The sequence below is a fragment of the Rhizobium centroccidentale genome (assembly GCF_030182565.1).
Classification (GTDB): Bacteria; Pseudomonadota; Alphaproteobacteria; order Rhizobiales; family Rhizobiaceae; genus Rhizobium.
The window spans coordinates 94,842-119,447 of record NZ_JAQJCG010000027.1 but is presented as its reverse complement, the minus strand read 5'-3'; the positions used below and the strand labels follow the sequence as shown (position 1 = coordinate 119,447).

21 protein-coding genes are annotated in these 24,606 nt (G+C 60.8%); 4 read left to right on the top strand and 17 right to left on the bottom strand.

Annotation, left to right across the window (positions count from 1 at the left end):
- Window positions 1–188 precede the first annotated feature (188 nt).
- The 3 genes from PH562_RS26955 to PH562_RS26945 are packed head-to-tail and all read right to left on the bottom strand — an operon-like array spanning window position 189 to window position 3,978.
- Complete coding sequence (locus tag PH562_RS26955; RefSeq protein ID WP_285176750.1) at window positions 189–1,310, bottom strand: mandelate racemase/muconate lactonizing enzyme family protein; 1,122 nt, start codon at window positions 1,308–1,310, stop codon at window positions 189–191.
- A 21-nt stretch (window positions 1,311–1,331) separates the two neighbouring features.
- The gene (locus PH562_RS26950) at window positions 1,332–2,831 is read right to left on the bottom strand and encodes an aldehyde dehydrogenase (RefSeq protein WP_285176749.1); all 1,500 of its coding nucleotides are present in this window, start codon (window positions 2,829–2,831) and stop codon (window positions 1,332–1,334) included.
- Window position 2,832: 1 nt separating this feature from the next.
- Window positions 2,833–3,978, bottom strand: coding sequence for an iron-containing alcohol dehydrogenase (locus PH562_RS26945; RefSeq protein WP_285176748.1), 1,146 nt, complete (start codon window positions 3,976–3,978; stop codon window positions 2,833–2,835).
- Between the two features lie 118 nt (window positions 3,979–4,096).
- On the opposite strand from PH562_RS26945, the gene PH562_RS26940 reads away from it, so the two are divergent.
- Both PH562_RS26940 and PH562_RS26935 read left to right on the top strand, forming a co-directional pair.
- Window positions 4,097–4,999 carry a LysR substrate-binding domain-containing protein gene (locus PH562_RS26940; protein ID WP_285176747.1) on the top strand — a complete coding sequence of 301 codons (903 nt, stop codon included), beginning with the start codon at window positions 4,097–4,099 and terminating at the stop codon, window positions 4,997–4,999.
- Between the two features lie 236 nt (window positions 5,000–5,235).
- Window positions 5,236–5,802, top strand: coding sequence for a type II secretion system protein GspG (locus tag PH562_RS26935; protein WP_285176746.1), 567 nt, complete (start codon window positions 5,236–5,238; stop codon window positions 5,800–5,802).
- A gap of 92 nt (window positions 5,803–5,894) precedes the next feature.
- On the opposite strand, the gene PH562_RS26930 is transcribed toward PH562_RS26935, so the two are convergent.
- From PH562_RS26930 to PH562_RS26880, 11 genes are all read right to left on the bottom strand, one after another.
- Window positions 5,895–6,302, bottom strand: coding sequence for a F0F1 ATP synthase subunit epsilon (locus PH562_RS26930; protein ID WP_285176744.1), 408 nt, complete (start codon window positions 6,300–6,302; stop codon window positions 5,895–5,897).
- A 77-nt stretch (window positions 6,303–6,379) separates the two neighbouring features.
- Window positions 6,380–7,810: a F0F1 ATP synthase subunit beta gene (gene atpD, locus PH562_RS26925; protein ID WP_285176742.1), complete on the bottom strand. Its 1,431-nt coding sequence runs from the start codon at window positions 7,808–7,810 to the stop codon at window positions 6,380–6,382.
- A 24-nt stretch (window positions 7,811–7,834) separates the two neighbouring features.
- The gene (locus PH562_RS26920) at window positions 7,835–8,719 is read right to left on the bottom strand and encodes a F0F1 ATP synthase subunit gamma (protein ID WP_285176741.1); all 885 of its coding nucleotides are present in this window, start codon (window positions 8,717–8,719) and stop codon (window positions 7,835–7,837) included.
- A 29-nt stretch (window positions 8,720–8,748) separates the two neighbouring features.
- The gene (gene atpA / locus PH562_RS26915) at window positions 8,749–10,278 is read right to left on the bottom strand and encodes a F0F1 ATP synthase subunit alpha (RefSeq protein WP_113231542.1); all 1,530 of its coding nucleotides are present in this window, start codon (window positions 10,276–10,278) and stop codon (window positions 8,749–8,751) included.
- Window positions 10,278–10,844 (bottom strand): F0F1 ATP synthase subunit delta, encoded by a 567-nt coding sequence (locus PH562_RS26910; protein ID WP_285176739.1) that lies wholly within the window; start codon window positions 10,842–10,844, stop codon window positions 10,278–10,280. Before PH562_RS26910 ends, atpA begins: the two co-directional genes overlap by 1 nt.
- 261 nt (window positions 10,845–11,105) lie before the next feature.
- Entirely contained in the window at window positions 11,106–11,489 is a 384-nt protein-coding gene (locus tag PH562_RS26905) for an AGROH133_08824 family phage infection protein (RefSeq protein WP_285176738.1), read from the bottom strand.
- Between the two features lie 109 nt (window positions 11,490–11,598).
- Window positions 11,599–13,830: a primosomal protein N' gene (locus tag PH562_RS26900; RefSeq protein WP_285176737.1), complete on the bottom strand. Its 2,232-nt coding sequence runs from the start codon at window positions 13,828–13,830 to the stop codon at window positions 11,599–11,601.
- A 150-nt stretch (window positions 13,831–13,980) separates the two neighbouring features.
- Window positions 13,981–14,541, bottom strand: a complete 561-nt coding sequence (locus PH562_RS26895) for a hypothetical protein (RefSeq protein ID WP_285176736.1) — start codon at window positions 14,539–14,541, stop codon at window positions 13,981–13,983.
- A gap of 64 nt (window positions 14,542–14,605) precedes the next feature.
- Entirely contained in the window at window positions 14,606–15,040 is a 435-nt protein-coding gene (locus tag PH562_RS26890) for a hypothetical protein (RefSeq protein WP_285176735.1), read from the bottom strand.
- Window positions 15,041–15,066: 26 nt separating this feature from the next.
- The gene (locus PH562_RS26885) at window positions 15,067–16,203 is read right to left on the bottom strand and encodes an AAA family ATPase (protein WP_285176734.1); all 1,137 of its coding nucleotides are present in this window, start codon (window positions 16,201–16,203) and stop codon (window positions 15,067–15,069) included.
- A gap of 26 nt (window positions 16,204–16,229) precedes the next feature.
- Entirely contained in the window at window positions 16,230–17,174 is a 945-nt protein-coding gene (locus tag PH562_RS26880) for a GNAT family N-acetyltransferase (protein ID WP_113231535.1), read from the bottom strand.
- Between the two features lie 247 nt (window positions 17,175–17,421).
- On the opposite strand from PH562_RS26880, the gene PH562_RS26875 reads away from it, so the two are divergent.
- Both PH562_RS26875 and PH562_RS26870 read left to right on the top strand, forming a co-directional pair.
- A complete protein-coding gene (locus PH562_RS26875) occupies window positions 17,422–18,357 on the top strand; it encodes a tyrosine recombinase XerC (RefSeq protein WP_285176756.1) in 936 nt (311 codons plus the stop codon).
- Between the two features lie 130 nt (window positions 18,358–18,487).
- Window positions 18,488–19,579, top strand: coding sequence for a TraB/GumN family protein (locus PH562_RS26870; RefSeq protein WP_285176733.1), 1,092 nt, complete (start codon window positions 18,488–18,490; stop codon window positions 19,577–19,579).
- On the opposite strand, the gene PH562_RS26865 is transcribed toward PH562_RS26870, so the two are convergent.
- The 3 genes from PH562_RS26865 to lpdA all read right to left on the bottom strand — a co-directional run bounded on the left by PH562_RS26865 (window position 19,557) and on the right by lpdA (window position 24,551).
- Complete coding sequence (locus PH562_RS26865; protein ID WP_285176732.1) at window positions 19,557–20,069, bottom strand: DUF2867 domain-containing protein; 513 nt, start codon at window positions 20,067–20,069, stop codon at window positions 19,557–19,559. The genes PH562_RS26870 and PH562_RS26865 overlap by 23 nt on opposite strands.
- Window positions 20,070–20,170: 101 nt before the next feature.
- Window positions 20,171–23,032, bottom strand: coding sequence for a M16 family metallopeptidase (locus PH562_RS26860; RefSeq protein WP_285176731.1), 2,862 nt, complete (start codon window positions 23,030–23,032; stop codon window positions 20,171–20,173).
- Between the two features lie 112 nt (window positions 23,033–23,144).
- Window positions 23,145–24,551 (bottom strand): dihydrolipoyl dehydrogenase, encoded by a 1,407-nt coding sequence (gene lpdA / locus PH562_RS26855; protein ID WP_285176730.1) that lies wholly within the window; start codon window positions 24,549–24,551, stop codon window positions 23,145–23,147.
- Between the last annotated feature and the right edge of the window lie 55 nt (window positions 24,552–24,606).

Sequence of the window (24,606 nt, the reverse complement as noted above, 5' to 3'; positions counted from 1 at the left end):
CGAAAACTGATCACCATCCTCAATGCCATCATCAGGGACGCACGCCCATGGCAAAACGCTTGACACGCAAGACAATCGCTCTCCCCGCTGGGGAGAAGGAGGACGCGGCAACGACTTCACTTCACATTCGATTGCCTAATGCGCGATAGCACGAGGGCAGATATCGCCTCGAATTCCGCAGGCGGCCTTTAGATACGCGTTGCCTTCAGCCGCTCCTCGTCGAGAACGATGCCGAGCCCCGGAGCAACACCAAGATCCAGCCAGCCTGCATCGTGCTTGAGCGGCGAGGCCATCGGATAATCGCGGCGGGCTTCGCTCCACTCCGGATTGTCATAGGGATATTCGAGCCAGGCAGCATCGGCGACGCCGGCGGTCAGATGCGCATTGGCGAGAACCCCGATGCCGTTCGTCCAGGAATGCGGCGTGAACTGCACGCCCGCCTCGCGCGCCTGATAGGCGAGCCGCCGGCAGCCGGTGATACCGCCGACGAGCGCGACATCCGGCTGGATGACATCGAAGGCACGCTCCTCGATGATGTCACGGAACTCGTAGAGCTCGCGCGTCATCTCGCCGCCGACGATCCTTACCGACGTTGCCTGCTTCAATTCCTTCATGCCCTTGCGATCCGAGCGGTGAAGCGGCTCTTCCATCCAGTAGACGCCCACCCGCTCCAGCTCCCTGGCGACGGCAAGCGCATCCTTGAAGGTCCAGGGCAAGGTCGTATCCCAGGGCATGCGCCAACCCTGATTGCAATCGACCATCAGCTCCAGCCGGTCGCCGGCACGGGCCCGGATCGCCTCCAGCGCCTTGACGTCCTCGCGCCAGCCGCCGCGACCGCCAGAAGACGAGGAGAAGCGCACCTTCATGGCCGGAAAGCCTTCGTCGATATAACGCTCGGCCTGATCGGCCATCGCGGAGGGCTCACGCAGCACGCCGGAGGAGGCATAGAGCCGCACCCGGCTGGCGCGGCCGCCGAGCATCCGCCAGACCGGCTCGCCGGTGATCTTGCCGGAAAGATCCCACAGAGCCAGGTCCATCGGCCAGCAGCGGCCGTAGTGGAAATTGATGTGCGACAGGACTTCGTAATGCCGTTCGACGTGCCGGGGATCCTGTCCGATGAACAGATCCTCATGCCCCTCGAAACCCTTCATCAGGTCGCCGGAGCCGATACCTTCGCGCCCCTCATCGTCTCGGACGCGCACGATGGTCGCATCGAAATGCTTTCGCGGGCGACCGTCCCAGCTCGCCTTGAACGCGGGATCAAGCGGCAGGCGATGATGGGTGATCTCGATGGAAACGATCTTGCTCATGGTCATGCCTCCCCGCAAACCTCAGCCGAACTGCTGCCAGATCGTCTTGTAATCGCAATATTTGTCGAGGGCATGCACCGAACGGTCGCGGCCGAAGCCGGACTGCTTGAAGCCGCCGAACGGCGTGGCGAAATTCGACATGTCGTAAGTGTTGATCCACACCGTACCCGCATGGATCTCTTCGGAAAAGCGATGAGCGCGATCCATGTCCCTGGTAAAGACGGCGCCGGCCAACCCATAGATCGTGTCGTTGGCGATCTTCAGCGCCTCCTCCTCCGTGTCGAAGGGGATGGCGGCGAGCACAGGGCCGAAGATTTCCTGCCGTGCCAGGCTCATGTCGTTGGTCATGTCGACAAAGACGCCGGGCGAAACATAATAACCGCCGGTTTCACTCAGGACACGCTCGGCGCCGAAGGCACGGCGGGCGCCCTCTTTTTCGCCGGCTGCTATCATCGCCAGCACCTTGTTCATATGCTCTTCCTCGATCAGCGCGCCTATCTGCGCCGAAGGGTCGAGCGGATGTTTGATCGCGATATCCGAGCGGGTGACAGCCTCGATCTTCTCGATCAGCCTATCCTGCACCGAACGCTGCACGATGAGGCGCGTCGAGGCATGGCAGGTTTCGCCGGAATTGTAAAAGCAGCCCCAGGCGGCAGCGGCGGCGGCCGCATCGAGATCAGCATCTTCGAAGACGACCAGCGGCGACTTGCCGCCAAGCTCGAGCGCCACGCGCTTGACGTTCGATTGTGCCGCATAGCCCATGATCAGCTTGCCGACTTCGGTCGAACCGGTGAAGGCGATCATATCGACATCCATGTGCAACGCCAGCGGCTTGCCGGTCTCTTCGCCATAACCCGTCACGACGTTGAAGACGCCCGCGGGCAGGCCTGCTTCCACTGCGAGTTCGGCAAGACGGATCGCCGAAAGCGAGGATTGTTCGGCCGGCTTCAGCACCACGGAATTGCCAGCCGCGATCGCCGGCCCGAGCTTCCAGGCATCGATGATCATCGGATAGTTCCAGGGCGTGATCGCGCCGATGACGCCGAGTGGCACCTTGCGCACCAGCGCGCGGGCATTGGGGCCGGTCGGCGCAATCTCGTCATACATCTTGTCGATCATTTCGCCGTAAAACTGGATGCCGTCGGCACAAAGGCGCACGTCAACGCTGAGCGACGCCATGACCGGCTTGCCGACATCGATCGTCTCAAGCATGGCCAGCTCATCGCCGTGGGCGCGAATGAGATCGGCCCACTTCAACATGATCTTCTTCTTTTCGAGCGGCTCCTTCTTACGCCAGACGCCGCTTTCGAAGGCGGCGCGGGCTGAGGCGACCGCAGCATCGACATCGGCGGCATTGCCGCGCGCGAGCTCAGCGCCGGGCTTGCCGTCCATCGGCCGGATGCGGGTGAAGGTCTCGCCCGAGGCGGCGGCGCGATGAACACCATTAATGAAGTGACGACCTTCGGGCTTGAGGCCGGAGAGAACGCTTTCCCAATAATCGCGCGTGTAATTCTTGGTCATCTCAGATTCCTTTCGGCAGCGCCATGACGACGGCGGCAAAGCGGTCGATATCGGCATCCGTCACGTCGCGGATCGTCGATCGCCGCATGGGCTGGTTTTCGGTCGCCCGCATCTCGCGGGCGAGATCGGAGGCATCGAACGGTTTGAAGGCAGCCGGCAGCGCGCGAACGATACCGCAGCGATCCATCCAGTTTGAAACGAAAGCGGGCAGCTCGGCGGCACTCTCGACGCCGCAGGCCTTGGCGGCGGCATTGAGGCCTGCCGTATCCGCTTCGACGAGCCACGGAAGCGTCGCCTCGAAGCCGAGCGCCGTCGCAAGCCCATGGTGAACAGGAGCAAGGCCCGCCAGCGCATGGCTGACGTTATGCGCAATCGCCGTGCCGCAATTGTCGATCGCAATGCCTCCGAAGCAGGAGCCGAGCAATACGTCACCGCGAGCCACCATATCATCCGGCTGCTTGACGGCCGTCTCCAGCGCGCCGGTCAGCAGCCGCAGCGCCTGATGCGCGTAGAATTGCGCGCCACGATGCGTGTTGCGGTTGGTGGCTGCTTCAAAGGCATGAATAAAGGCATCGAGACCGCACCATGCAGTGAGATTGGCGGGCAAGGTCTTCGTCAGCGCCGGATCGAGAATGACGAGATCGGCCTTCGTCTCCGGACCCCAGATCCAGAGCTTCTTGCCCTCAGGCCCGGCGAAGATATTCGTGGCCGATGTCTCCGAACCCGTCCCGGCCGTTGTGGGTATCATGATCTTCTTCAGCGGGCTTTTCGGCAGCGCGTTGGCGGCCAGCGCATAATGCATCGGATCTTCGCCCGAAGCGATGCAGCAGGCGACGATCTTGCCGATATCGAGCGCCGAGCCGCCGCCGATGCCGACCACCATGCCGGCGCCCTGCCCGGCCGCGATCGCAGCGTGCAGATGTGCAAGTTTTGGCTCGCCGGCAAAATCGGAAAAGACCTGCGTCTTCACGCCTGCTTCGGCGAGCTCAGCGCCGATCTTGGCGGCAAGGCCGGACTGCGCCAGGAAGGCATCGATGACAAGCAAAACCGTGCCAACGCCATCGAAGGATTTGACCGCAGCGGGAAGGCCGGAGAGCGCACCCTCGCCGAAACGAATGTCTGGAATGGCGGAAACGGAAAAGGACACGCGGGATCCCCTTTGGAGGAGCGGCTGATTTGATACCCACGATCCTGCATCACAATTTCAGATCTTCAAATCCGGGCAATTATCGGGAATATTGATGATCTGAAGTCATGGAGGGGAGATGCTAGAGAAAATACCGCTGGAAGCCTTCCGCGTGTTCGATGCGGCCGCGCGCGCCATGAATTTTTCCCGCGCCGGCCGCGAACTGAATATCACCCAGGCGGCCGTTAGTCGCCGCATCAAGGGGCTCGAGGATCATCTCGGCGCGACACTCTTTACCCGCCGCGGTCGAAATCTCGCACTGACGCCGGACGGCGAGCGGCTGTTTCAGCGCGTGCGGGCTACGCTGGAATATCTGGAGGAAAGCCTGGAGCCCTTTCGTGCCGGCACCGGCGAAATCATCTCGATTGCAGCGAGCGGCTCGATCTCGCATCTCTGGCTCGGACAGCGCCTCCGGGATTTCGGCAAGGAAAGCCCCGGCATCTCCGTGCGCCTGCTGACGACGGATGTGCACTCCGAACTCGCCTCTGAGAACAATGATCTCATCATCATCTATTCCACCGGAGAACATCCGCGCTGGAGCCTGACGCCACTTTTCAACGAGGTGCTGGTCCCGGTCGCCTCGCCGGATTACCTGGCAGCCCGCGGTCTCGACCCGCAGACGCTGACGGCGGTCGACATTGCCGGGCTCGATCTCATCGATTACGAGCGCGCCAACGCCCACTGGATCAGCTTCCGCCAATGGTTCGGCCGCGTCGGCGACCCGCTGAAGGGCAAGCTGCCGAGGCCGCGCTTGTCATTCTCCACCTATATTATGGCGGTGGAAGCAGCCCTCAGGGGCGAAGGTATCGCACTCGGCAGCCTCGGCCTCATCGAGGAGCATCTGCAATCCGGCGCACTCGTCACAGTCGGCAACGATCGCGTCGAGAGCGGCTTCGGCTATTATCTCGGCGCGCCGCGCTTTCGCTCGCTGTCTCCGGAAGCGGCCCAGCTACACCGGTTCCTGCTGGCAGAAAATCGCTAGAATCTAAATCGTGCGTTTGTCGGAGAATCGCTAGTGTGGAAACCGTTCGCGACTGTAATCGGTTCACATCAAGATGCCGTTCGGTTGTTTCCAATGTATATTGCAAGCGGTCTAAATCTGGCTCATACAATCCAGGTTGGGCGTTACTTCCGGCGTAACATGCTGAATCTTACCCTCCAGCAGATTCGCGAGAAGAGCCGAACATCGTTATTGCTGCCCTGGCGCGAGGCATTTCCATGACAGACAGTCAGCAGCGGCTTGGCGCTGCGCCATATGTCATTGCTGGATTTTCATTCTTTCCCCTCCTTGGCGTACCCTTTGGGATCACAGCTATTCTTTGGGGATTGCTAACCAGGAAGAAAGGAGGACAGCTGTTAGCGACACTTGGAACGCTCGGAATACTCGTTACCGTCGTCCTTTATGGAGGTCTCTATTATAAGGGGTTCGTGGAGCACGGCGGCATCGCCGATGATCTCAAGAAGCGACTCGCATCGCAGACACTCAACACCTTGGTTCCGGCCATAGAGTTATACCGGCTGCAACACGGATTCTATCCAAGCTCTTTGGAAGAGCTGCAAAAGGCAGCAGGACAAAACAATGCAATTTTCGTGGCCGACCCCTTCCAGCTCGGTCCGCTGCCGAACCAGAATCTCTTCTACTATCAGCGCACGGGTGCCAATCACTATTATCTTCGCAGTGTCGGGCCTGACGGCATCCCGTTCACAACCGACGACATTGTGCCTGATATTCTCAATCCCGCTGGCAACTTAGGGCTGCTCATCGACAAAACTCAGCAGCCTTAGTGAGTGCATGATATTTCAAATGAGAGCATACGGATAACAAAAAAGCGGCCCGTAGGACCGCTTTCATCTCACTCATCGATGTTTGGATCGCATCAATCTTGCGCGATCGAGCCGCGCAGATGCGAGAGTTCCATGATGAAATGCTCCAGGCGCGACTTATGCTCGTGATGCTCGGCATCTTCGAGCTCGGCCTTGGCGGCATTGATGCGGCGGTCCAGCTCGTCGCGGCTCATGTCTTCTACCGGAACGGCGGATTCGGCCAGCAGCGTGCAGCCGGTCGGCAGGATGTCGGCAAAGCCGCCGAAAACGACGTAGTCCTGCTTCTTGCCCGAAGCCGAATGCACCTTGACGACACCAGGCTTGATCGTGGTCATGGTCGGCGCATGGTTCGCCATGACGGTCATCTCGCCTTCGCTGGCGGGGATGACGACATCGATGACCTGTTCCGACAGCAGCAGGCGCTCCGGAGAAACCAGTTCGAAATTGAAATTGTCAGCCATGACCCGTCACTTCTCGATTGTCTTATTCGCAAGGCAAGGGCGCGCGGGCAATGCCGCGCGCCAATGGATTGGCCTGATTAGGCAGCCAGCTTCTTGGCCTTTTCGATCGCTTCTTCGATCGAGCCAACCATGTAGAAGGCAGCTTCCGGCAGGTGGTCGTATTCGCCGTTGACGAGACCCTTGAAGCCCTTGATCGTGTCTTCGAGCGCGACGAGCTTACCCGGCGAGCCGGTGAAGACTTCGGCGACGAAGAACGGCTGCGACAGGAAGCGCTCGATCTTGCGGGCGCGGGCAACAGCCAGCTTGTCGTCTTCGGACAATTCGTCCATGCCCAGGATGGCGATGATGTCCTGCAGGGCCTTGTAGCGCTGCAGCGTCGACTGAACCTTACGAGCAATTTCGTAGTGCTCTTCGCCGACGACCAGCGGGTCGAGCATGCGCGAGGTGGAGTCGAGCGGGTCGACTGCCGGGTAGATGCCTTTTTCAGCGATCGAGCGCGACAGAACCGTCGTTGCGTCCAGGTGGGCGAACGAGGTTGCCGGTGCCGGGTCGGTCAAGTCGTCGGCCGGAACGTAAATGGCCTGAACCGAGGTGATCGAGCCCGTCGTCGTCGTGGTGATGCGTTCCTGCATCTGGCCCATGTCGGTGGCGAGCGTCGGCTGATAGCCCACGGCCGAAGGAATACGGCCGAGCAGAGCCGACACTTCCGAACCTGCCTGGGTGAAGCGGAAGATGTTGTCGACGAAGAACAGAACGTCCTGGCCTTCATCGCGGAAGTTTTCAGCAACAGTCAGACCGGTCAGAGCGACACGAGCGCGGGCGCCCGGCGGTTCGTTCATCTGGCCGTAAACGAGCGCAGCCTTGGAACCTTCGCCGCCGCCGTGCTTGTTGACGCCCGATTCGATCATTTCGTGGTAAAGGTCGTTGCCTTCGCGGGTACGTTCACCCACGCCTGCGAACACCGAGTAACCACCGTGCGCCTTGGCGACGTTGTTGATCAGTTCCATGATGAGAACGGTCTTGCCGACGCCTGCACCGCCGAAGAGGCCGATCTTGCCGCCCTTTGCGTAAGGGGCGAGCAGATCGACGACCTTGATGCCGGTGACGAGGATCTGCGCTTCCGTGGACTGCTCGACGTAGGACGGAGCATCCTGGTGGATGGCGCGCTTCTTGGATGTGTTCAGCGGACCTGCTTCGTCGACCGGCTCGCCGATGACGTTCATGATGCGGCCGAGCGTCTCATGTCCGACCGGAACCGAGATCGGCGCGCCCGTGTCCTTGACCGGCTGGCCGCGAACGAGACCTTCGGTCGAGTCCATGGCGATGGTGCGGACGGAATTTTCGCCGAGGTGCTGTGCGACTTCGAGAACCAGACGATTGCCGTTATTGTCGGTCTCAAGCGCGTTCAGGATCGCCGGGAGATCGCCGTCGAAAGCAACGTCCACAACGGCGCCGATAACCTGAGTAACCTTACCGACAGAACCTGCGGGGGTAGCTGCGTCAGCCATTTTCTTACCCTCTTTTCCCTAACCTCAGAGCGCTTCCGCGCCCGAAATGATTTCAATCAATTCCTTGGTGATCTGTGCCTGGCGCTGACGGTTGTAGTTCAGCGTCAGCTTGTTGATCATCTCACCAGCGTTGCGCGTCGCATTGTCCATCGCGCTCATCTTGGCACCCATCTCGCCGGCGACGTTTTCGAGCAACGCGCGGAAGATCTGGACAGAGATGTTGCGCGGGATCAGGTCCGCGAGGATCGAAGCCGCATCCGGCTCGTATTCATAGACGGCGCCCTTGTGGGCCGCATCTTCTTCGACGACGGCCGGAGCCGAAGCCGGAATGAGCTGCTGTGCCGTCGGGATCTGGCTGATCACCGACTTGAATTCGGAATAGAACAGCGTACAGACATCGAATTCGCCGGCTTCGAACATCTCGATGATGCGTTTGCCGATGGCGTCGGCATTGTCGAAGCCGATGCGCTTGACCTCGCGCAGTTCCTTGCGCTCGACGATCAGCGAAGCGTATTCGCGGCGAAGGACGTCATAGCCCTTCTTGCCGACGGTGAAGATTTTCACCGTCTTGCCTTCGGCCAGAAGCTTGCGGGCATGGTCGCGGGCGAAGCGCGAGATCTGCGAATTGAAGCCGCCGCAAAGGCCGCGTTCGGCCGTGCAGACGACGAGCAGATGCACATCGCTCTTGCCCGTTCCGGTCATCAGCAGCGGTGCGCCGTCGGCATCGCTGACGGCAGCCGAAATATTGGCCAGAACAGCGGCCATGCGCTGCGAGTAAGGCCGGGCGGCCTCGGCCGCCTCCTGCGCACGCCGAAGCTTCGCCGCGGCGACCATTTTCATCGCCTTGGTGATCTTCTGCGTCGCCTTGACGGAGGCGATCCGGTTTTTCAGATCCTTGAGTGAAGGCATCCTTGGTCCGTCCTAGAGCTTGGGCCCGATTACGCGAAAGACTTGGCGAAGCTGTCGAGAGCAGCGGTGAGCTTACCCTTCGTCGCGTCGCTGATGGCCTTTTCGGAGCGGATGGTGTCGAGGATGTCCTTGCCTTCCGAGCGGAGGTACGACAGCAGGCCCTGCTCAAACTTGCCGACCTGAGCAACAGGCAGCTTGTCGAGGTAGCCGTTGACGCCGGCGAAGATCACAGCAACCTGCTCTTCCGTCTTCAGCGGCGAGAACTGCGGCTGCTTCAGGAGTTCGGTCAGGCGAGCACCGCGGTTCAGCAGGCGCTGCGTTGCGGCATCGAGGTCGGAACCGAACTGGGCGAAGGCGGCCATTTCACGATACTGGGCGAGTTCGCCCTTGATCGAGCCTGCAACCTGCTTCATCGCCTTGATCTGAGCAGACGAGCCGACGCGCGAGACCGACAGACCGACGTTAACGGCCGGACGGATACCCTGATAGAACAGGTCGGTTTCAAGGAAGATCTGGCCATCGGTGATCGAGATCACGTTGGTCGGAATGAAGGCCGAAACGTCGTTACCCTGCGTTTCGATGACCGGGAGAGCGGTGAGCGAGCCAGCACCCTTCTCGTCGTTCATCTTTGCGGCGCGCTCGAGGAGACGCGAGTGCAGGTAGAAGACGTCGCCCGGATAAGCTTCGCGGCCCGGCGGGCGGCGCAGCAGCAGCGACATCTGACGGTAGGCAACGGCCTGCTTGGACAGGTCGTCATAGCCGATCAGGGCGTGCTGGGCGTTGTCACGGAAATATTCGCCCATGGCGCAGCCGGCAAACGGAGCCAGGAACTGCATCGGAGCCGGATCGGAAGCCGTCGCAGCAACGATGATCGAATACTTCAGAGCGCCGCGTTCTTCGAGAACCTTCACGAACTGCGCAACGGTCGAACGCTTCTGGCCGACGGCGACGTAGACGCAGAAGAGCTTTTCGCTGTCCGGACCGTTATCCTGAATGGACTTCTGGTTCAGGATCGTGTCGAGGATGATGGCGGTCTTGCCGGTCTGGCGGTCGCCGATGACCAACTCGCGCTGACCGCGACCAACCGGGATCAGAGCGTCGATGGCCTTGAGGCCGGTCGACATCGGCTCATGAACCGACTTGCGCGGAATGATGCCCGGAGCCTTGACGTCGACGCGCGAACGGCGGGTCGCGTTGATCGGGCCCTTGCCGTCGATCGGGTTGCCGAGCGCGTCGACAACGCGGCCGAGCAGTTCCGGACCGACCGGAACGTCAACGATCGCGCCGGTGCGCTTGACGGTGTCGCCTTCCTTGATGTCGCGGTCGGAGCCGAAGATAACCACGCCGACATTGTCGGCTTCGAGGTTCAGCGCCATACCGCGGATACCGCCGGGGAATTCGACCATTTCGCCGGCCTGAACATTGTCCAGACCGTAGACGCGGGCGATACCGTCACCGACGGAGAGAACCTGGCCGACTTCGGAGACTTCAGCTTCCTTGCCGAAGTTTTTGATCTGATCTTTCAGAATTGCGGAAATTTCCGCGGCGCGGATATCCATCAGCCGACCTCTTTCAATGCAAGCTTAAGGGTGGAGAGTTTGGTGCGAAGGGACGTATCGATCTGACGCGACCCGACCTTGACGATCAGGCCGCCGAGGATCGACGGATCGACGGTGACGGCAATCGCCACGTCCTTGCCGGTGACGCCCTTCAGCGCCGCCTTCAATTCATCTTCCTGCGCTAGGGTCAGCGCATGGGCCGAGGTGACCTCGGCGGAAATCTCGCCGCGGTGCTGGGCGGCAATGATGCGGAAAGCCTTGATCATGCCCGGCAGCGCAAAAAGGCGCCGGTTGCTGGCCACAAGCTTCAGAAAATTGGTGACATAGGCGCCGAAGCCAGCCTTTTTCGCCAGCGCTTCAATCGCGCCGACCTGCTCTTCAGCCGAAAAGACCGGGCTGAGGACGAAGCGCTTCAGATCATCGCTTTCGTCGAGCATGGCTTGGAACCGATCGAGATCGGCGGTCACTGCCGGTACGACACCCTCTTCAAGGGCCAATTCGAACAGCGACGAGGCATATCGTTCTGCGACACCAGAAACATGCTGGGATGTGTCTGCCACGGGCACAAAATTCCCTGATTTCAACCCAAGAACCAAACTTCCGGGTGACGGAAGCGATATGTCCTTGAATTCGTTTTGATTTCCCCCAGAAATCAGCGGGAGCGCGCTCCTGCCTCATCCGAAATTCGGGGTTCGTCTAACATAGGATATTGAGACTCGCAACACGCGTATTCGACGAATACGCCATTCGGGCGAATTTATGATGGCAAAATTCGAAAAGCATGGGGATACCGCAGGCAAAAATGGCCGCGCCGAGCCGTTTTCCGCTCAAATATAGCCGAGACCATAGAGAAAAGGTAGCGCAGCAAGAATCGCCTGCACAACCAGAAGGAGAAGGTTCAAAAATACGCTGCCCCGATCGGACATAAGCGACAGGATGCGGCCGAACGCCGCAACGCCGAAGGCGGCACCGAGCGCGAGATAGATCATCGGCTGCGCCAGCAGGATCGCGACCAGCCCGAAGCCGATCATGAAGCCGCCAGCCGAGCGCGCCTCGGCATAGGCTTCCGAACGGCCTTCCTTCACCTGCAGCTTGAGGAAGCGATAGGTGTAACCTGGCGCGAACATCAGGAAGATGCCGATCAGCGCCGTAATGGCAGCCGAACAGTAGGCAAGCCGCTCGCCGAATTCGGTCGGAAAATAAAGCTCCATCGTCGCCCTCAAAATCAACCGCACGCAAATCACGTCAAGTGAGACGGCCGACTTATGGCATGATCCGCATTGCAAGGGAAAGGTGCAGCCTGGATATCTACCCCGCCAATCACAGAAAGCTTTGCGGATCGATGTCGAGCTGCACCTGCACAGAGCCGCGCTCCCTAGGTGATTGCGCCAGCATGGCCCGAAGAAAGCCCTGCATGTCGGAATTGCGCCGGCCATGTACGAGCAGGCGGAAGCGATGGCGGCCGCGCACCAGCGCGATCGGCGCCTCTGCCGGACCAAGCACAGAAATACCCGAAACCTGCGGCGCGGCATTGCGCATGCCGCGTGCATGGGTCTCGGCATCCTGCCTTGTATCGGCGGAAACGATGATCGACGCGAGCCGGCCGAAAGGCGGCAAGACGGCCCTCTCCCGCTCTGAAATCTCGCGCTCATAAAAGGCGCTGGCATCGCCGGATACGATCGCTTGCATGACGGGATGCTGCGGCTGGTAGGTTTGCAGCAATCCGTGGCTCTCGAGACCCGTTCGCCCGGCGCGTCCCGTCACCTGTGACAGGAGCTGGAACGTCCGTTCGGCAGCACGCGGATCGCCATTCGCGAGGCCGAGATCGGCATCGACGATGCCGACCAGCGTCATCAGCGGGAAATTATGCCCCTTGGCGACAAGCTGTGTGCCGATGACGATGTCGGCCTCGCCCTTGGCGATCGCGTCGAGCTCCAGCCTCAGCCGCTTGACGCCCCCCATGATGTCGGAGGAGAGCACGATCGTCCGCGCCTCGGGGAAATGCCGCTCCACCTCCTCGGCGATGCGTTCCACTCCCGGCCCGCAGGCGACGAGATGGTCGAGCGTGCCGCATTCGGGGCAGGCCTCCGGCGTGCGCTCCGCATAGCCGCATTGATGACACTGAATCTGGTTGCGGAAGCGGTGCTCCACCAGCCAGCTCGAACATTGCGGGCATTGGAACCGATGGCCGCAGACCCGACAAAGCGTCAGCGGCGCATAGCCGCGTCTATTGAGGAACAAGAGTGCCTGCTCGCCCTTGGCGACCGTCTTGCCGATCGCGCGGATCATGACGGGCGAAAGAAAGCCGCCGCGCTCCGGCGCATGCCGGCGCATATCGATCAGATGCAGGTCTGGAAGCGCCGCATCGCCGAAGCGAGTCGGCAGATGGATTTTGGTGTAGCGCCCGCTCTGGCCGTTGACCTGGCTCTCGACCGATGGCGTCGCCGATACCAGCACGACGGGAAAATCACCGATGCGGCCGCGCACCACAGCCATGTCGCGCGCATTATAATAGACGCGGTCCTCCTGCTTATATGCCGGATCATGCTCTTCGTCGACAACGATCAGCCCGAGATCCTGGAAGGGCAGGAAGAGCGCCGAGCGAGCACCGGCCACGACCCTGACTTCGCCCGTGACCGCCTGGCGCCAGACTTTTTCCCGCATTTTCGGCGCGAGATCGGAATGCCATTCGGCCGGCTTGGCGCCGAAGCGATCCTGAAAGCGCTCCAGGAAGCTGGCCGTCAGTGCGATCTCCGGCAGCAGGATCAACACTTGTTTGCCACGCCTCAGCGTTTCGGCAATCGCCTCGAAATAGACCTCCGTCTTGCCGGAGCCGGTGACGCCGTCGATCAGGGAAACCGCGAACTCGCCCTTGCGCACGTCGGCCAGGATTTCGTCGGCCGCTTGCCTCTGCGGCCCTTGCAGCCGCGACGCGGCGAATTCCGGATCAGGCTTGGCGACGACAGGCGGCGGCGGCAGGAAGATGGTTTCGAAAATGCCCTGCGAGATCAATCCGTCGACGACGCTGGTCGAAACGCCGGCCGCATGCGCCAGACCAAGCCGTGTCCACGACAGCCCATCGGCAGCGATTTCCATCACCTTGGCGCGGGCCGGCGTCATCCGTTCCGGCTGGCCGCCGATGAATCGCAGTCCCTCGACCATCGGTTCGGGATCGAAGGCGGCCGGCGCTCGAAGCGCCATGCGCGCCACAAGCCCCGGCGGCGACAGCGTATAGGTCGCAACCCAATCGATGAAATCGCGCATATGCTTGCCGAGCGGTGGGCAATCAAACACATGGCTGATCGGCCGAAGCTTCTTCGGATCGACACCGCCATCATCATCGCCGTCCCAGACGACGCCGATGACCTGTCGCGGCCCGAGCGGCACCTGCACGACCGAACCCGGCTCGACCGCCATGCCCTCCGGCACGGCATAGGAATAGGCCCTCGGCGCCGGCATCGGCACGAGAACGGGCACGGTACGGCTCATCACAGACTTCGTGGGCGCGGCCTCGAAAAGCGCACCGAACAAATCGGAAGAATCTTTACTCATTGCGCCAGACCATGCCCCGGACGGACAGAAAAGGAAACCCGGGAGGAGTGTGCGGCAGCTGCAAAATGGGGACGATTACAGAGGCGCCGATATCATTAACGACCACGATCACCTCGAAATGGACGTCGACTCCACTGCGGAAAAGCGCGGCTATGAACTCGCGGCAGCGATGACAATCTGCACGAAGGTTATCAATAGGCTCGCGATTCCTGTCACACCGGCGAGTGTGGGAGAACGTAAAAGACGCATGATCTCCGGCCAGAGCGGATCTGGCGTTTCGACCAGCTTCTCGGCAGATTCTATTAGAGCCATAGCATTGACTTTACGAGCGTTTGACAACTTAGCCGTTTCAATAATCGCTCGCATCTCATTGAGAATTCTCCGAAGCTCGGACTTCTGATGCTCGGATAGATCGAAGCGCCCGGTCCAAGCTGCGCTATCCACCCTGACGGGGATATCTCCCTTTTCCACGGCATCAAAACCTGCGGCAGTAATTTGGAATAGCCGGCCACCGGACATTTGGTATGCTTGGCGGGTTATTACAAATCCCGCAGTCTCTAAGTCATCAGTCAGAGCTAATAAATATTGGTTGGAGCTCTCGAGCCCTGTGTTCTTTCTGATTGTGGGAATAGTGCAGTACCGGGTGTCTCCACTAGCCAAACGGCGATACAGGTACTCGAGAATTACTTTCTGATCGCTTGTGGCGCTCACCTAGATTTTCCTCCGACTTTACCATAGATCTTGGTAGCATCTCTAGCACCCAAGGAAACTACGGTTAGTGAATGGAAAGCGGGTGTCCACAATGAATCCGATTCAATTTTACTAAGCTCAATTGATAGCAACCATTGCCCGGATGACTATAAATACTGCCTTTAGCGCAAGCTTCCGCGAACGGCTCCGCAAGCTGATCGCACCTACAACGCATCCTGTAAGCATCAAAACCTTCCCGACACAGCAGCCAGCCTACCAGTCTCACGCAGCCGAATCGCCCGCCGATCGAGATCGTCGTTGTTGATAATCGGAGCGGCGGAAAGAGCGGCGCGGTCAGGCTTTCACGAGCAAAGGCGGGCCGATATCGATCGGCATAGAGGTGGCGGGTACCCTCTGCTCCTTTCAGCAGTGTGGTGTCGCGATCTATGCCGCATTGTTCGGAGACATACTCGGGGGTCTCAACGAAGACCGCACCATCGGCTTTACGCGAAGACGTCATATTGCCAATCCCGTTTTGTCAGATCGCTATTCATCCTCGTCATCAATCTCGCCGGTCAGCCGCATACCGTCGATCCAGGTGGAGCCGTCTTCGCGGATCACCCGGCGCGGCTTCGCGCCGCAGCGCTCGCGCACGGCCTCGGCCAGACGTTCCGAGTGGGTCACGATCCAGATTTGGCTGGTCTTTGCGGCCTCAGCGATCATGTCGGCAAGCGGCGGCAGCATATCCGGATGCAGGCTAGCCTCCGGCTCGTTGAGCGCGATCAGCGGCGGTAGGCGGTAGGACATCAAGGCGGCGGCGAGACCGAGAAACCGGATTTGGCCGTCCGACAATTCGCGGGGCTGGAAGACGCGGTTGGGAAATTCGGGCAGCATCAGCCCGAAATCCGCAGTTTCCTGCGGTTCAGGCACAACAAGCCGGGCACCGCCGAGCGCTGCGGCAAGAACCCGGTCCAGCTCGACGGTATCTTCACGCGTATGGACAAGGGTTGCGAAAACGGCGGCGATATTGGCGCCGTCCTCGTCCAGCATGGGCGACGTCACGGCAAGGCAAGGCGCACGCAGCGGCGAGCCGCGATCGGTGCGGAAGCCGTGGTAGAATCGCCAGGCATCGACGGCTCGGCGGAAGGTGCCGACCTCCGGAAAATAGCCGGCATCGCCCAGCAATGCGATCGCAGTTTCGGATGTCAGAGCGTTCTCGGGATGGGCCTGCATGCGGCCGCTCTCGCCGCGTACGGAAATGCCGGGGCCATCGCGCTTCATCATCGTCACCGGCCTGCGCCCGGTTTCGACCGAAAGCTCCTCGGCCTTGACCTGCGGCTCCAGTGGAAAGCCGGCGGAAGCACAAGGCGGCCGCATGCCCGCCTCGATCCAGTAGCGGAAGGTCGCCGCCCGCTCGATGTCGAGCAACTCGACATCGAAGCGGATGCGGGCAGACTCATGCGAACGCCGCTTGCCCGACCACATGGCCGAGAACATGCCACCCTCACCGGAAATCTCATGCGCCAGCCGGCCGCGAACCGCCGCCTGCACGAGCTGCAGCGAACGATAGAGGTTGGATTTGCCCACCCCATTTTCGCCGATGAACAGATTGACGTCGGCAAGATCCATGCGGATCGAGCGCAGGGAGCGATAATTCCGGGCAAACATGGAGCGTAGCTGCATGCCACGCGGTTTAGCCGATTCCCCTATCAAAGAGAATGCGAAACCAGGGGCTCGTCCCGCTCGGGCGAAACAAGCGGCGAGAACGACGCATTGCCGTCGGCCGCAAGGTCGACGACCGTGTGCTTTTCCAGCGCCTTCGTCACCTCGTTGACGTCGCCATCCAGATGTTCGACGGGAATGAGATTGCCGACGAGGAAATCGAACCGGTCGCCGCGCTTGTTGAGCAGCTCGTGGAAGACGGTCATGTCACGCAGCTCGGTCGACCATTTGGCGAACCAATAGAACAGGCCGGAATTGCGCGCCGTCAGGTGCACCGGCAGGATCGGCAGATTGTATTTGCGCGCTAGGCCCACGGCAGAGGTCTTCCACGGCCGCTCGTTCAGCTTGCCGTTCGCCCAATAGGCGATGCGGCCGGACGGGAAGAGCACGGTGACCTTGCCTTCCGCCACGGCGCGATTGGTCAGTTGCAACGTCTCGCGCGTCTTCGGCTTGCTCTTATATTCCTCGCGCCATTCGACTGGAATGATCATCTCGGCAAAGCGCGGGTTGACGCGCACCGCATCGCGATTGGCAAAGATCATCATGTCGGGCCGGCGCGACTTCAGGAGGTCGAAGACGGCGACGCCATCGGCGATGCCTGTGGGATGATTGCTGACGAGAATGAAGCCGCCCTTAGCCGGAATACGATCGGCATGAGTGACGCCGATATCGAGCCTCAGCAGATCGCTCATATATTCGAAGCACTGGAAGCCCGAAAGTTTGGCGACATCATCGGCGAACTCGATCGCCTTGTTGTAGCGCAGCAGCGTGTAGAGAAAGGGGCGCATGAGCGGCCAGAGCGGATTTCGGACAATCTTCTGCCCGCGCTCGGCGATCAGAGTATCGACAATATGTCCGGGCTGACCCTGAGACACCAAAGCGATCGCTTCTGCAAGTTGTCCCAATGCAGTTATCGAGCCGCGGCGCGCCATGAAGTGTCCTGAATGGTTGGGATATATTCTATCGCAATCGAATATGATCGAAGCATGACAAGCGCCTCGCATATGGAAGGCGAACCATCCGAGATCCGGAATCGACCCATATGCAGTTTCATTGAAATCCAGATGTGCCCCGCAGCACGAAGGGAAAACGCACCGGAAGCAGCGGGAAAATTAGCGATTCCATAACCTTCCTTCCTTCAAAGTGGCAGAAGGAATCCGAATTTCAAGGGGTTTTCCACTGAACGAATTGCTTGTTATCGCCGACTCCAGGTTGATGGCGGAACGCAACCGCTGGCTCCTAGCGCTTGGCCAGGAGCGGCGGCTTGCCGCCCATACGCTGAATGCCTATGAACGCGATACGCGGCAGTTTCTGACCTTCCTCACCGGGCATCTTGGCGGTCCGGCGACGATCGAGGATATTCATGCGCTGCGCCCTGCCGATTTTCGCGCCTTTCTGGCCGCACGCCGAAAAGACGGCGCCGGTGCGCGTTCGCTCGGACGCAATCTAGCCGGCCTTCGCTCGCTGCTGCGCTATCTCGAAAAGAAGGGCCTGGTGAATGCTGCGGGTGCAGCCGCGGTGCGTTCGCCGAAACAACCGAAATCGCTGCCGAAGCCTCTTTCCGACAAGCAGGCGATTACCGTCGTCAGTGACGAGGCGCAGCTGCACGAAGAACCATGGATAGCCGCGCGCGATGCGGCGGTGCTGACCCTGCTCTATGGCTGCGGCCTGCGCATCTCCGAAGCACTGGATCTGAAGCCGCAGGATTTTCCACCGGGCGCAACCTCACTGCGCATTACCGGTAAAGGCAACAAGACACGGCTGGTGCCGCTGCTGCCGATCGTCACGCAAGCGGTCGATCAATATCGCAAGCTCTGCCCCTATCATCTCGAAGCCGATGACGCCCTCTTTCGCGGCGCGCGCGGCGGCAAGCTGCAGCCGGGTATCATCCAGCACGGCATGCAGAAACTGCGCGGCGCCTTCGGGCTGCCGGATACGGCAACACCGCACGCGCTTCGCCATTCCTTCGCCACTCACCTCCTGGCCGGTGGCGGCGATCTGCGCACCATTCAGGAACTGCTCGGCCACGCCAGCCTCTCGACGACGCAGGTCTACACCGGCGTCGATTCCTCGCGCCTGCTCGAGGTCTACGACCGCGCCCATCCCCGCGCATAAGAAAAGATTAACCTCTCGCGTTAAGGGAATTTCCGTCTCGTTCGCGTAAAGCAGAACCTTGTCTCGGCATGCCTCCCGAAAGCCGCTTTCCGGCGTTGGCGGTCATGCTCTCTGCGAACGGAAGATTCTGATGATTTCTGCCCTCGGATCCAGGACGATGCGGTCGATGAAGCCGACGCTGGACGATATGCTGCTCTGGCTTGCAACCGCCTTTCCGCTGATGCTTGCTGTGCTGTTGATTGCGACTATGCTGACGTTGCAGCCGGCCCATGCCGAAGGTGCTGTGTCCGATAGCTGCGGCGGCAAGGATCTGATGGCCGAACTTCAGAAGAACGATCCTGCAAGATACGCCTCCATCATCGCCGCCGGCGAAAAGGTGGAGAATGGAAAGGGCATCTTCTGGAAGATCGAAAAGCCCGGCTTGAAGCCGTCATGGCTGCTAGGCAGCATGCATGTCTCGGATTCGCGCGTGCTCGCCTTGCCGAAGGGCGCTGCAGACGCCGTTGCATCAGCCGATACGATCATCGTCGAATCCGATGAGATCCTCGACGACAAGAAAGCCGCCGCTGCCCTCTTCGCCAATCCCTCACTCACCATGCTCACCGACGGCTCGACCATCAGCCAGCATCTGTCGCCCGAAGACAATGCCCGGCTGGAAGCAGGCCTGAAAGCGCGCGGCATCGCGCTCGCTGCCGTTTCCCGCATGCAGCCCTGGCTGATCTCGAGCTCTTTCGAGATGACGGGTTGCGAGGTTCGGCGCAAGACGGCCGGCGCAAAATTCCTCGACCAGAAGCTAGCGAGCGACGCCGCGGCCGAGGGCAAGAAGGTCGTCGGTCTCGAAACGCTGGCCGAGCAGGCCAAGGCCATGAGTGATCTGCCCGTCGCCCTGCACCTGAAATCGTTGATGCAGACGCTCGAACTGGGCGACAAGATCAACGACGTCAACGAAACGATGACGGAGCTCTATATCGACGGCAATATTGGCGCGATGATCCCGATGCTGAAGGTGATCGAGCCGGACCAGAAGATCACGGATGCCGATACCGCCGCTTTCGAGCAGCGCATCATCCTTGATCGCAACAAGGTCATGGCCGAGCGCGCCGCGCCCGTTCTCGACAAGGGCAACGCTTTCATCGCCGTCGGCGCGCTTCACCTCGTCGGCGATCAGGGCCTCGTGACGCTGCTGCGCAAGCAGGGCTTTACAGTGACGGCGGTGAACTGATCGCTTGCATCCGCTTGCCGAGATCGGCAAGCATCGTCGCGACGATCAGGCGGTGGAATGGCGTGATGATGGCGAGATAGATCCGGCCAAGCAATATGTTCCGCCGGACGAGCGTCGTGGCGTCGACCAGCCGACGCCCCTGATCATCATCACGCACGTCGATGACGACCCTGAAATCGAGATGCCGATCGTCGAACCCGAGCACGACCTGATTGTCGGACTTGCTGACGACGGGAAAGAAGCCGATCTTCTCCCACTCCTCCGCCCGAAGGTCGCTGCTGGATCTCAAACCGAACAGGCCTGTTACCGCATCGCGCACGCGTAGCAACAGCCGCACCCAAAACGGAAAGCGGCTGAGCATCGTTTGCGCGGCGGCAATCGCCGTCAGATCCGAGTTCGGGATATTCAGTTCGTAGCAATCAGCCCAATCGGCATCCGGCAACGCCGGATGCGGCATAAGGGGCTTCACCATCAACGGCCTTGCAGACATGGTTTCATCCGCCTTTATTCGACGTCTGCAAGCTACCACGCATTGCGATGCTACCCGATCGGCAAACTTGGGCTGCGGCAATTTGGCCGGCAGATGACAAACTAGCGAACTGCCGATCCGTTGGCCGGCAATATCTTCAGCCGCCAGGATGTGTTTGGCTTCAGATAGGTCGTTGCAATGGCGCGGACATCCTCGGCGGTCACGGCCTCGTAGCCGCTGATGCTCCTGCGGATGCGATCGAGGCGTCGCGGATCGGCCTGAGCATCGCGAAGATTCTGGACCCAATAGCCGTTGGTCTGCTGCGAGCGCTTCACAGCTTCGATGATCGGAACCTTGGCCCGCGTCAGCTCATCGGGCGAAACGTCTCCATGACCGAGATCGGCGGCGATCTTGTCCACCAGCTCGAAGAAGTGATCCACCTTGGCGGGCGTGGTTTCGACATAGAGATAGGCGAAGCCATAGCCAGGGATCGATCTCGATAGGTCAACTTCGCCCTGAGGGCTGTAGGTAGCGCCCTCGGCGATGCGGAACTGGTCGACCAGGCGGTTCTGAAGGATCGCCCCGGCGACATTGGCGGCCGCCGCCCTCGGCAGATCGGAAAGGAAATCGCCGATCGGCATGGCGACGGCGGCACCGGCGCTGTCGCTGCGCCCGTCATGAAGCCGCACGACGGGATCGGTCGTCGGCGCGGGAAAATGCACGCCGGAACCATCGCCCTGTTTCTCTCCGTCGCCGCGAACCGGCAAGGCGCCGAAAGTTTGCGCCGTCAAACGAATGGCGTCATCGACCCCGACGTCGCCGGCGATGATAACTTCGACCGGCCCCTTCGAAAGAGCGGGCTGCAGGAGGCCCTCGAAATCTTCCGGCTTCGCATCGAGCAACTGTGTCCGGTCAGGGAATGACCAACGCGGATCGCCGGAATGCAAGAGGCCGGAAAGGTCGCGGCCGACCACACTGCCCGGCGTCGCCTGAAGCTGGGGAAGCATGTTCAGATAGGCCTGCTGGACCCGCTTGAAGACATCCGGACGATAGGCCGGATCGGAGACATAAGCGGTCAGCAGCTGCAATTGCGTCTGCAGATCGCGCGGCTGCGTCGTGCCCTCGTATTTGAAGGCGGCATCCTGAATGGCAAAATCGATGCTCACGACCTTCGCGGCAAAGGCCTTCTGAATATCGTCATAGCTGATGGCCTTCACACCGGATAGCGGCAGCGCGGGCGCCGCCCAGATCGGCAGTGGACGGTCGTTCGGCAGCGCCAGCCGGCCATGGCCGACCTCGGCGCGCACCAAAACCTCGTCGGCGCGATACTTCGTCGGCTTGACGGTCAGGCGAACGCCATTGGCGAAACGCACCATGGTCACGCCGAGATCATCGACCGTCCGGCGTTCGACGATATCGCCGGGCTTGCCGAAATCGGTGTAGGGCCATGCGACCGAAGCCGTCTGTTCCAGCGCCTTCACCGCCACGACGCGCGAATCGGCATAGGCCTTCTCGACAGCAGAGTCGCCGCCCTCGGGCATTTGGGGGATCTGCAGCACCAGCTGCGGTCCATTGCCGGCAAAGACGTGCTGAAGAGCATTGTTGACCTCTCCCGCATGCAGGTCCTTCATCGCGGCATCAAACAGTGCCAGATCGTCCGCAGGCGAGGTAAAGACCATGTTTTCGCCGACGCTCCAGTTCAGGGAACTGGCAATATCCGGGCTGGCGCGCGTCGCAGCCCCGCTCGCGGCCGCCTGCAGGGTCGAACGATATTCGGCAATTTCGCGGTCGATCTCGCTTTGGTCGGCACCAAACTGCGCTATGCGGCGCTGTTCCTGATCGATGGCTGCCAGGGCCCCCTGCCACTTCGCAGGATCGCTATCGGCGGCAACCATCGCGACATGCGCCGATTTCAGCAGATCCTGGGCGCCGGCCTGCGCGCTGACGAAGGGTGGATTGGGCTGCTGTGCCAGAACCGACAAGCGCCGGTTCAGGACTGCCAGGCCGATATCCTCGACCAATTGCGCCCGGCGCTTGGCAGTCCTATCCGGCGAAGCATCGTAGGGGCGCGTCCAGGCAAGCTGCACGCGGGTCGCACCACCCGGCACGATGACCGTGCCGACGCGCTCTCCATGGTTTTGGAGAGTGCCGAGATCAGGGTCTGCGGGTGCAGGTGCGGCGGCGGCCCAATTGCCGAAGCGGTTGCGGATATCGGCTTCGATGGCGGCCGCATCGATATCCCCCACCACGATCAGGGTAGTGCGATCGGGGCGATAATAGGTGCGATAGAAGTCCCGCAACAGGTCGACCGGCGCGTTGCTGATAATATCGGTCTTCCCGATCGGCGGGCGCTCCGGCACCCGCTGCCCCGGCAGCAGTTGAGCGAGGAAACCGGTCCCGCCGCGATATTGCGGCGTGTCGCGCAGCTTCTCTTCCGAAAGAATGACACCGCGCTCGCGATCGAAGGCGCCGGCATCGAGCGTTAGCTCGCTTGCCGTCTCGCGCATCAGCATCAGGCCGGTCGAAACCGTCTCCGGATTGGCTTCCGGCAGATCCAGCGCATAGACCGTTTCGCCATAGCTCGTGGACGCATTGGTATCCGCGCCGAAAGCCAGGCCCAGACGCTGAAGGGTGCGTATCATCTCGCCTTCCGGTACATGGGCCGAGCCCTTGAAGGCCATATGCTCGAGGAAATGCGCCAAACCTTGCTGGTCATCGCGCTCCTGCAACGAGCCGGCGCCGATGCGGAATCGGATCGCCACCTGACCGGCCGGGGTCGCATTGTGCATGACGGCATAGCGCATGCCGTTCGGCAAGGTCCCAAAGCGAATTCCTTGCTCCACAGGCAGGTCGCTTGTCGCCTGAGGCCAGCTGGCGACAGGCGTTTCCGCATGGGCAGGAGCCGCAACGGTAACGAGGAGCGCGAGCGTTGTCGCAACGAAGAGTTTTAGGGATAGACGACCGGGTGGGTTTTGACGCGACATGCTTGCTTTGTTGGCGAAAACGATTGAACGATGCGATGCACGGAGCCCCGTACATCGCATCATCAGGCAAGCATTGCAATCCCGGCGCTTGCCACGCCGGGACGGTCCGACCTTACATATGGATCGGCTTGAAGAAGGTCGCTAGCGCGGCTTCCTTGACGGCTTCCGACATTGTGGGATGCGCATGGCAGGTGCGGCCGAGATCTTCCGAAGAACCGCCGAATTCCATCAGCACGGCAATCTCGTGGATCATCTCGCCGGCACCGAAGCCGACGATATGACCGCCGAGAACGCGGTCCGTTTCCTTGTCGGCGAGGATCTTGACGAAGCCGTCCGTTGCTAGCATGGCGCGGGCGCGGCCGTTGGCGGAGAACGGGAACTTGCCGACCTTGTAGGCGATGCCTGCGGCCTTCAGCTCTTCCTCGGTCTTGCCGACGGAGGCGACTTCCGGCTGGGTGTAGACGACGCTCGGAATGACATCGTAGTTTACGTGACCAGCCTGGCCTGCGAGGATTTCGGCAAGCGCCACTCCCTCGTCTTCCGCCTTATGCGCGAGCATCGGACCCTTCACGACGTCGCCGATGGCATAGATGCCGGCGACATTGGTCTTGAAGTGACCGTCGATCTCGACGCGGCCGCGATTGTCGAGCACGACGCCGGCTTCTTCGAGGCCGAGGCCTGCTGTGTAGGGCTTGCGGCCGGTGGCAACGAGAACGACATCGGCATCGAGCACGACCTTGTCGCCGCCCTTGACCGGCTCGAAGGTAACCTTCGCGCCATTGCCGGACTTTTCGACGCCGACAACCTTGGCGCCGAGATGGAACTCGATGCCCTGCTTGGCGAGCATACGCTGGAACTGCTTGGAGACTTCGCCGTCCATGCCGCCGAGGATGGTGTCGAGATATTCGACGACGGTGACCTTGGCGCCGAGACGCGACCAGACCGAGCCGAGCTCGAGGCCGATGACGCCGCCGCCGACCACAATCATCTTGCCCGGCACCTTGTCGAGCGCAATGCCGCCGGTCGAGGAGATGATGACCTTCTCGTCGATCTCGAGCGGAACGCCCGGAATGCCGGCAACATCGGAGCCGGTGGCGATAACGATGTTCTTGCCTTCGATCTCGGTGATCTTGCCATCATCGGCGGTCACGGCAACTTTGCCAGCCGAAACGATCTTGCCGGTGCCCTGGAAGGCGTCGATCTTGTTCTTCTTGAAAAGGAAGGCGACGCCATCGACGTTCGACTTAACCGTCGCATCCTTGTGCGCCAGCATCTTGCCCAGGTTCAGCTTCGGTGCAGCGACTTCGACGCCGAGCGCATCCATACCATGGCCGGCATGATGGAACACTTCGGAAGCATGCAGCAGAGCCTTGGACGGTATGCAGCCGACATTGAGGCAGGTGCCGCCATAGGTCGCGCGCTTTTCGACGACCGCTACCGTCAGGCCGAGCTGCGCTGCCTTGACTGCGCAGACATAGCCGCCGGGGCCGGTTCCGATAATGATCACATCGTAGGACATGTTTTAATTTCCTTGTTTTGTATCTTTGTTAGAGCATGATGCCGAAAAGTGTGAG

Excerpts from the sequence above, each read along its gene's own strand:
- PH562_RS26955 (WP_285176750.1), bottom strand. The coding sequence starts at position 1,310 with ATGAGCAAGATCGTTTCCATCGAGATCACCCATCATCGCCTGCCGCTT.
- PH562_RS26950 (WP_285176749.1), bottom strand. The coding sequence starts at position 2,831 with ATGACCAAGAATTACACGCGCGATTATTGGGAAAGCGTTCTCTCCGGC.
- PH562_RS26940 (WP_285176747.1), top strand. The coding sequence starts at position 4,097 with ATGCTAGAGAAAATACCGCTGGAAGCCTTCCGCGTGTTCGATGCGGCC.
- PH562_RS26935 (WP_285176746.1), top strand. The coding sequence starts at position 5,236 with ATGACAGACAGTCAGCAGCGGCTTGGCGCTGCGCCATATGTCATTGCT.
- PH562_RS26930 (WP_285176744.1), bottom strand. The coding sequence starts at position 6,302 with ATGGCTGACAATTTCAATTTCGAACTGGTTTCTCCGGAGCGCCTGCTG.
- atpD (WP_285176742.1), bottom strand. The coding sequence starts at position 7,810 with ATGGCTGACGCAGCTACCCCCGCAGGTTCTGTCGGTAAGGTTACTCAG.
- PH562_RS26920 (WP_285176741.1), bottom strand. The coding sequence starts at position 8,719 with ATGCCTTCACTCAAGGATCTGAAAAACCGGATCGCCTCCGTCAAGGCG.
- atpA (WP_113231542.1), bottom strand. The coding sequence starts at position 10,278 with ATGGATATCCGCGCCGCGGAAATTTCCGCAATTCTGAAAGATCAGATC.
- PH562_RS26905 (WP_285176738.1), bottom strand. The coding sequence starts at position 11,489 with ATGGAGCTTTATTTTCCGACCGAATTCGGCGAGCGGCTTGCCTACTGT.
- PH562_RS26900 (WP_285176737.1), bottom strand. The coding sequence starts at position 13,830 with ATGAGTAAAGATTCTTCCGATTTGTTCGGTGCGCTTTTCGAGGCCGCG.
- PH562_RS26890 (WP_285176735.1), bottom strand. The coding sequence starts at position 15,040 with ATGACGTCTTCGCGTAAAGCCGATGGTGCGGTCTTCGTTGAGACCCCC.
- PH562_RS26885 (WP_285176734.1), bottom strand. The coding sequence starts at position 16,203 with ATGCAGCTACGCTCCATGTTTGCCCGGAATTATCGCTCCCTGCGCTCG.
- PH562_RS26880 (WP_113231535.1), bottom strand. The coding sequence starts at position 17,174 with ATGGCGCGCCGCGGCTCGATAACTGCATTGGGACAACTTGCAGAAGCG.
- PH562_RS26870 (WP_285176733.1), top strand. The coding sequence starts at position 18,488 with ATGATTTCTGCCCTCGGATCCAGGACGATGCGGTCGATGAAGCCGACG.
- PH562_RS26865 (WP_285176732.1), bottom strand. The coding sequence starts at position 20,069 with ATGTCTGCAAGGCCGTTGATGGTGAAGCCCCTTATGCCGCATCCGGCG.
- PH562_RS26860 (WP_285176731.1), bottom strand. The coding sequence starts at position 23,032 with ATGTCGCGTCAAAACCCACCCGGTCGTCTATCCCTAAAACTCTTCGTT.
- lpdA (WP_285176730.1), bottom strand. The coding sequence starts at position 24,551 with ATGTCCTACGATGTGATCATTATCGGAACCGGCCCCGGCGGCTATGTC.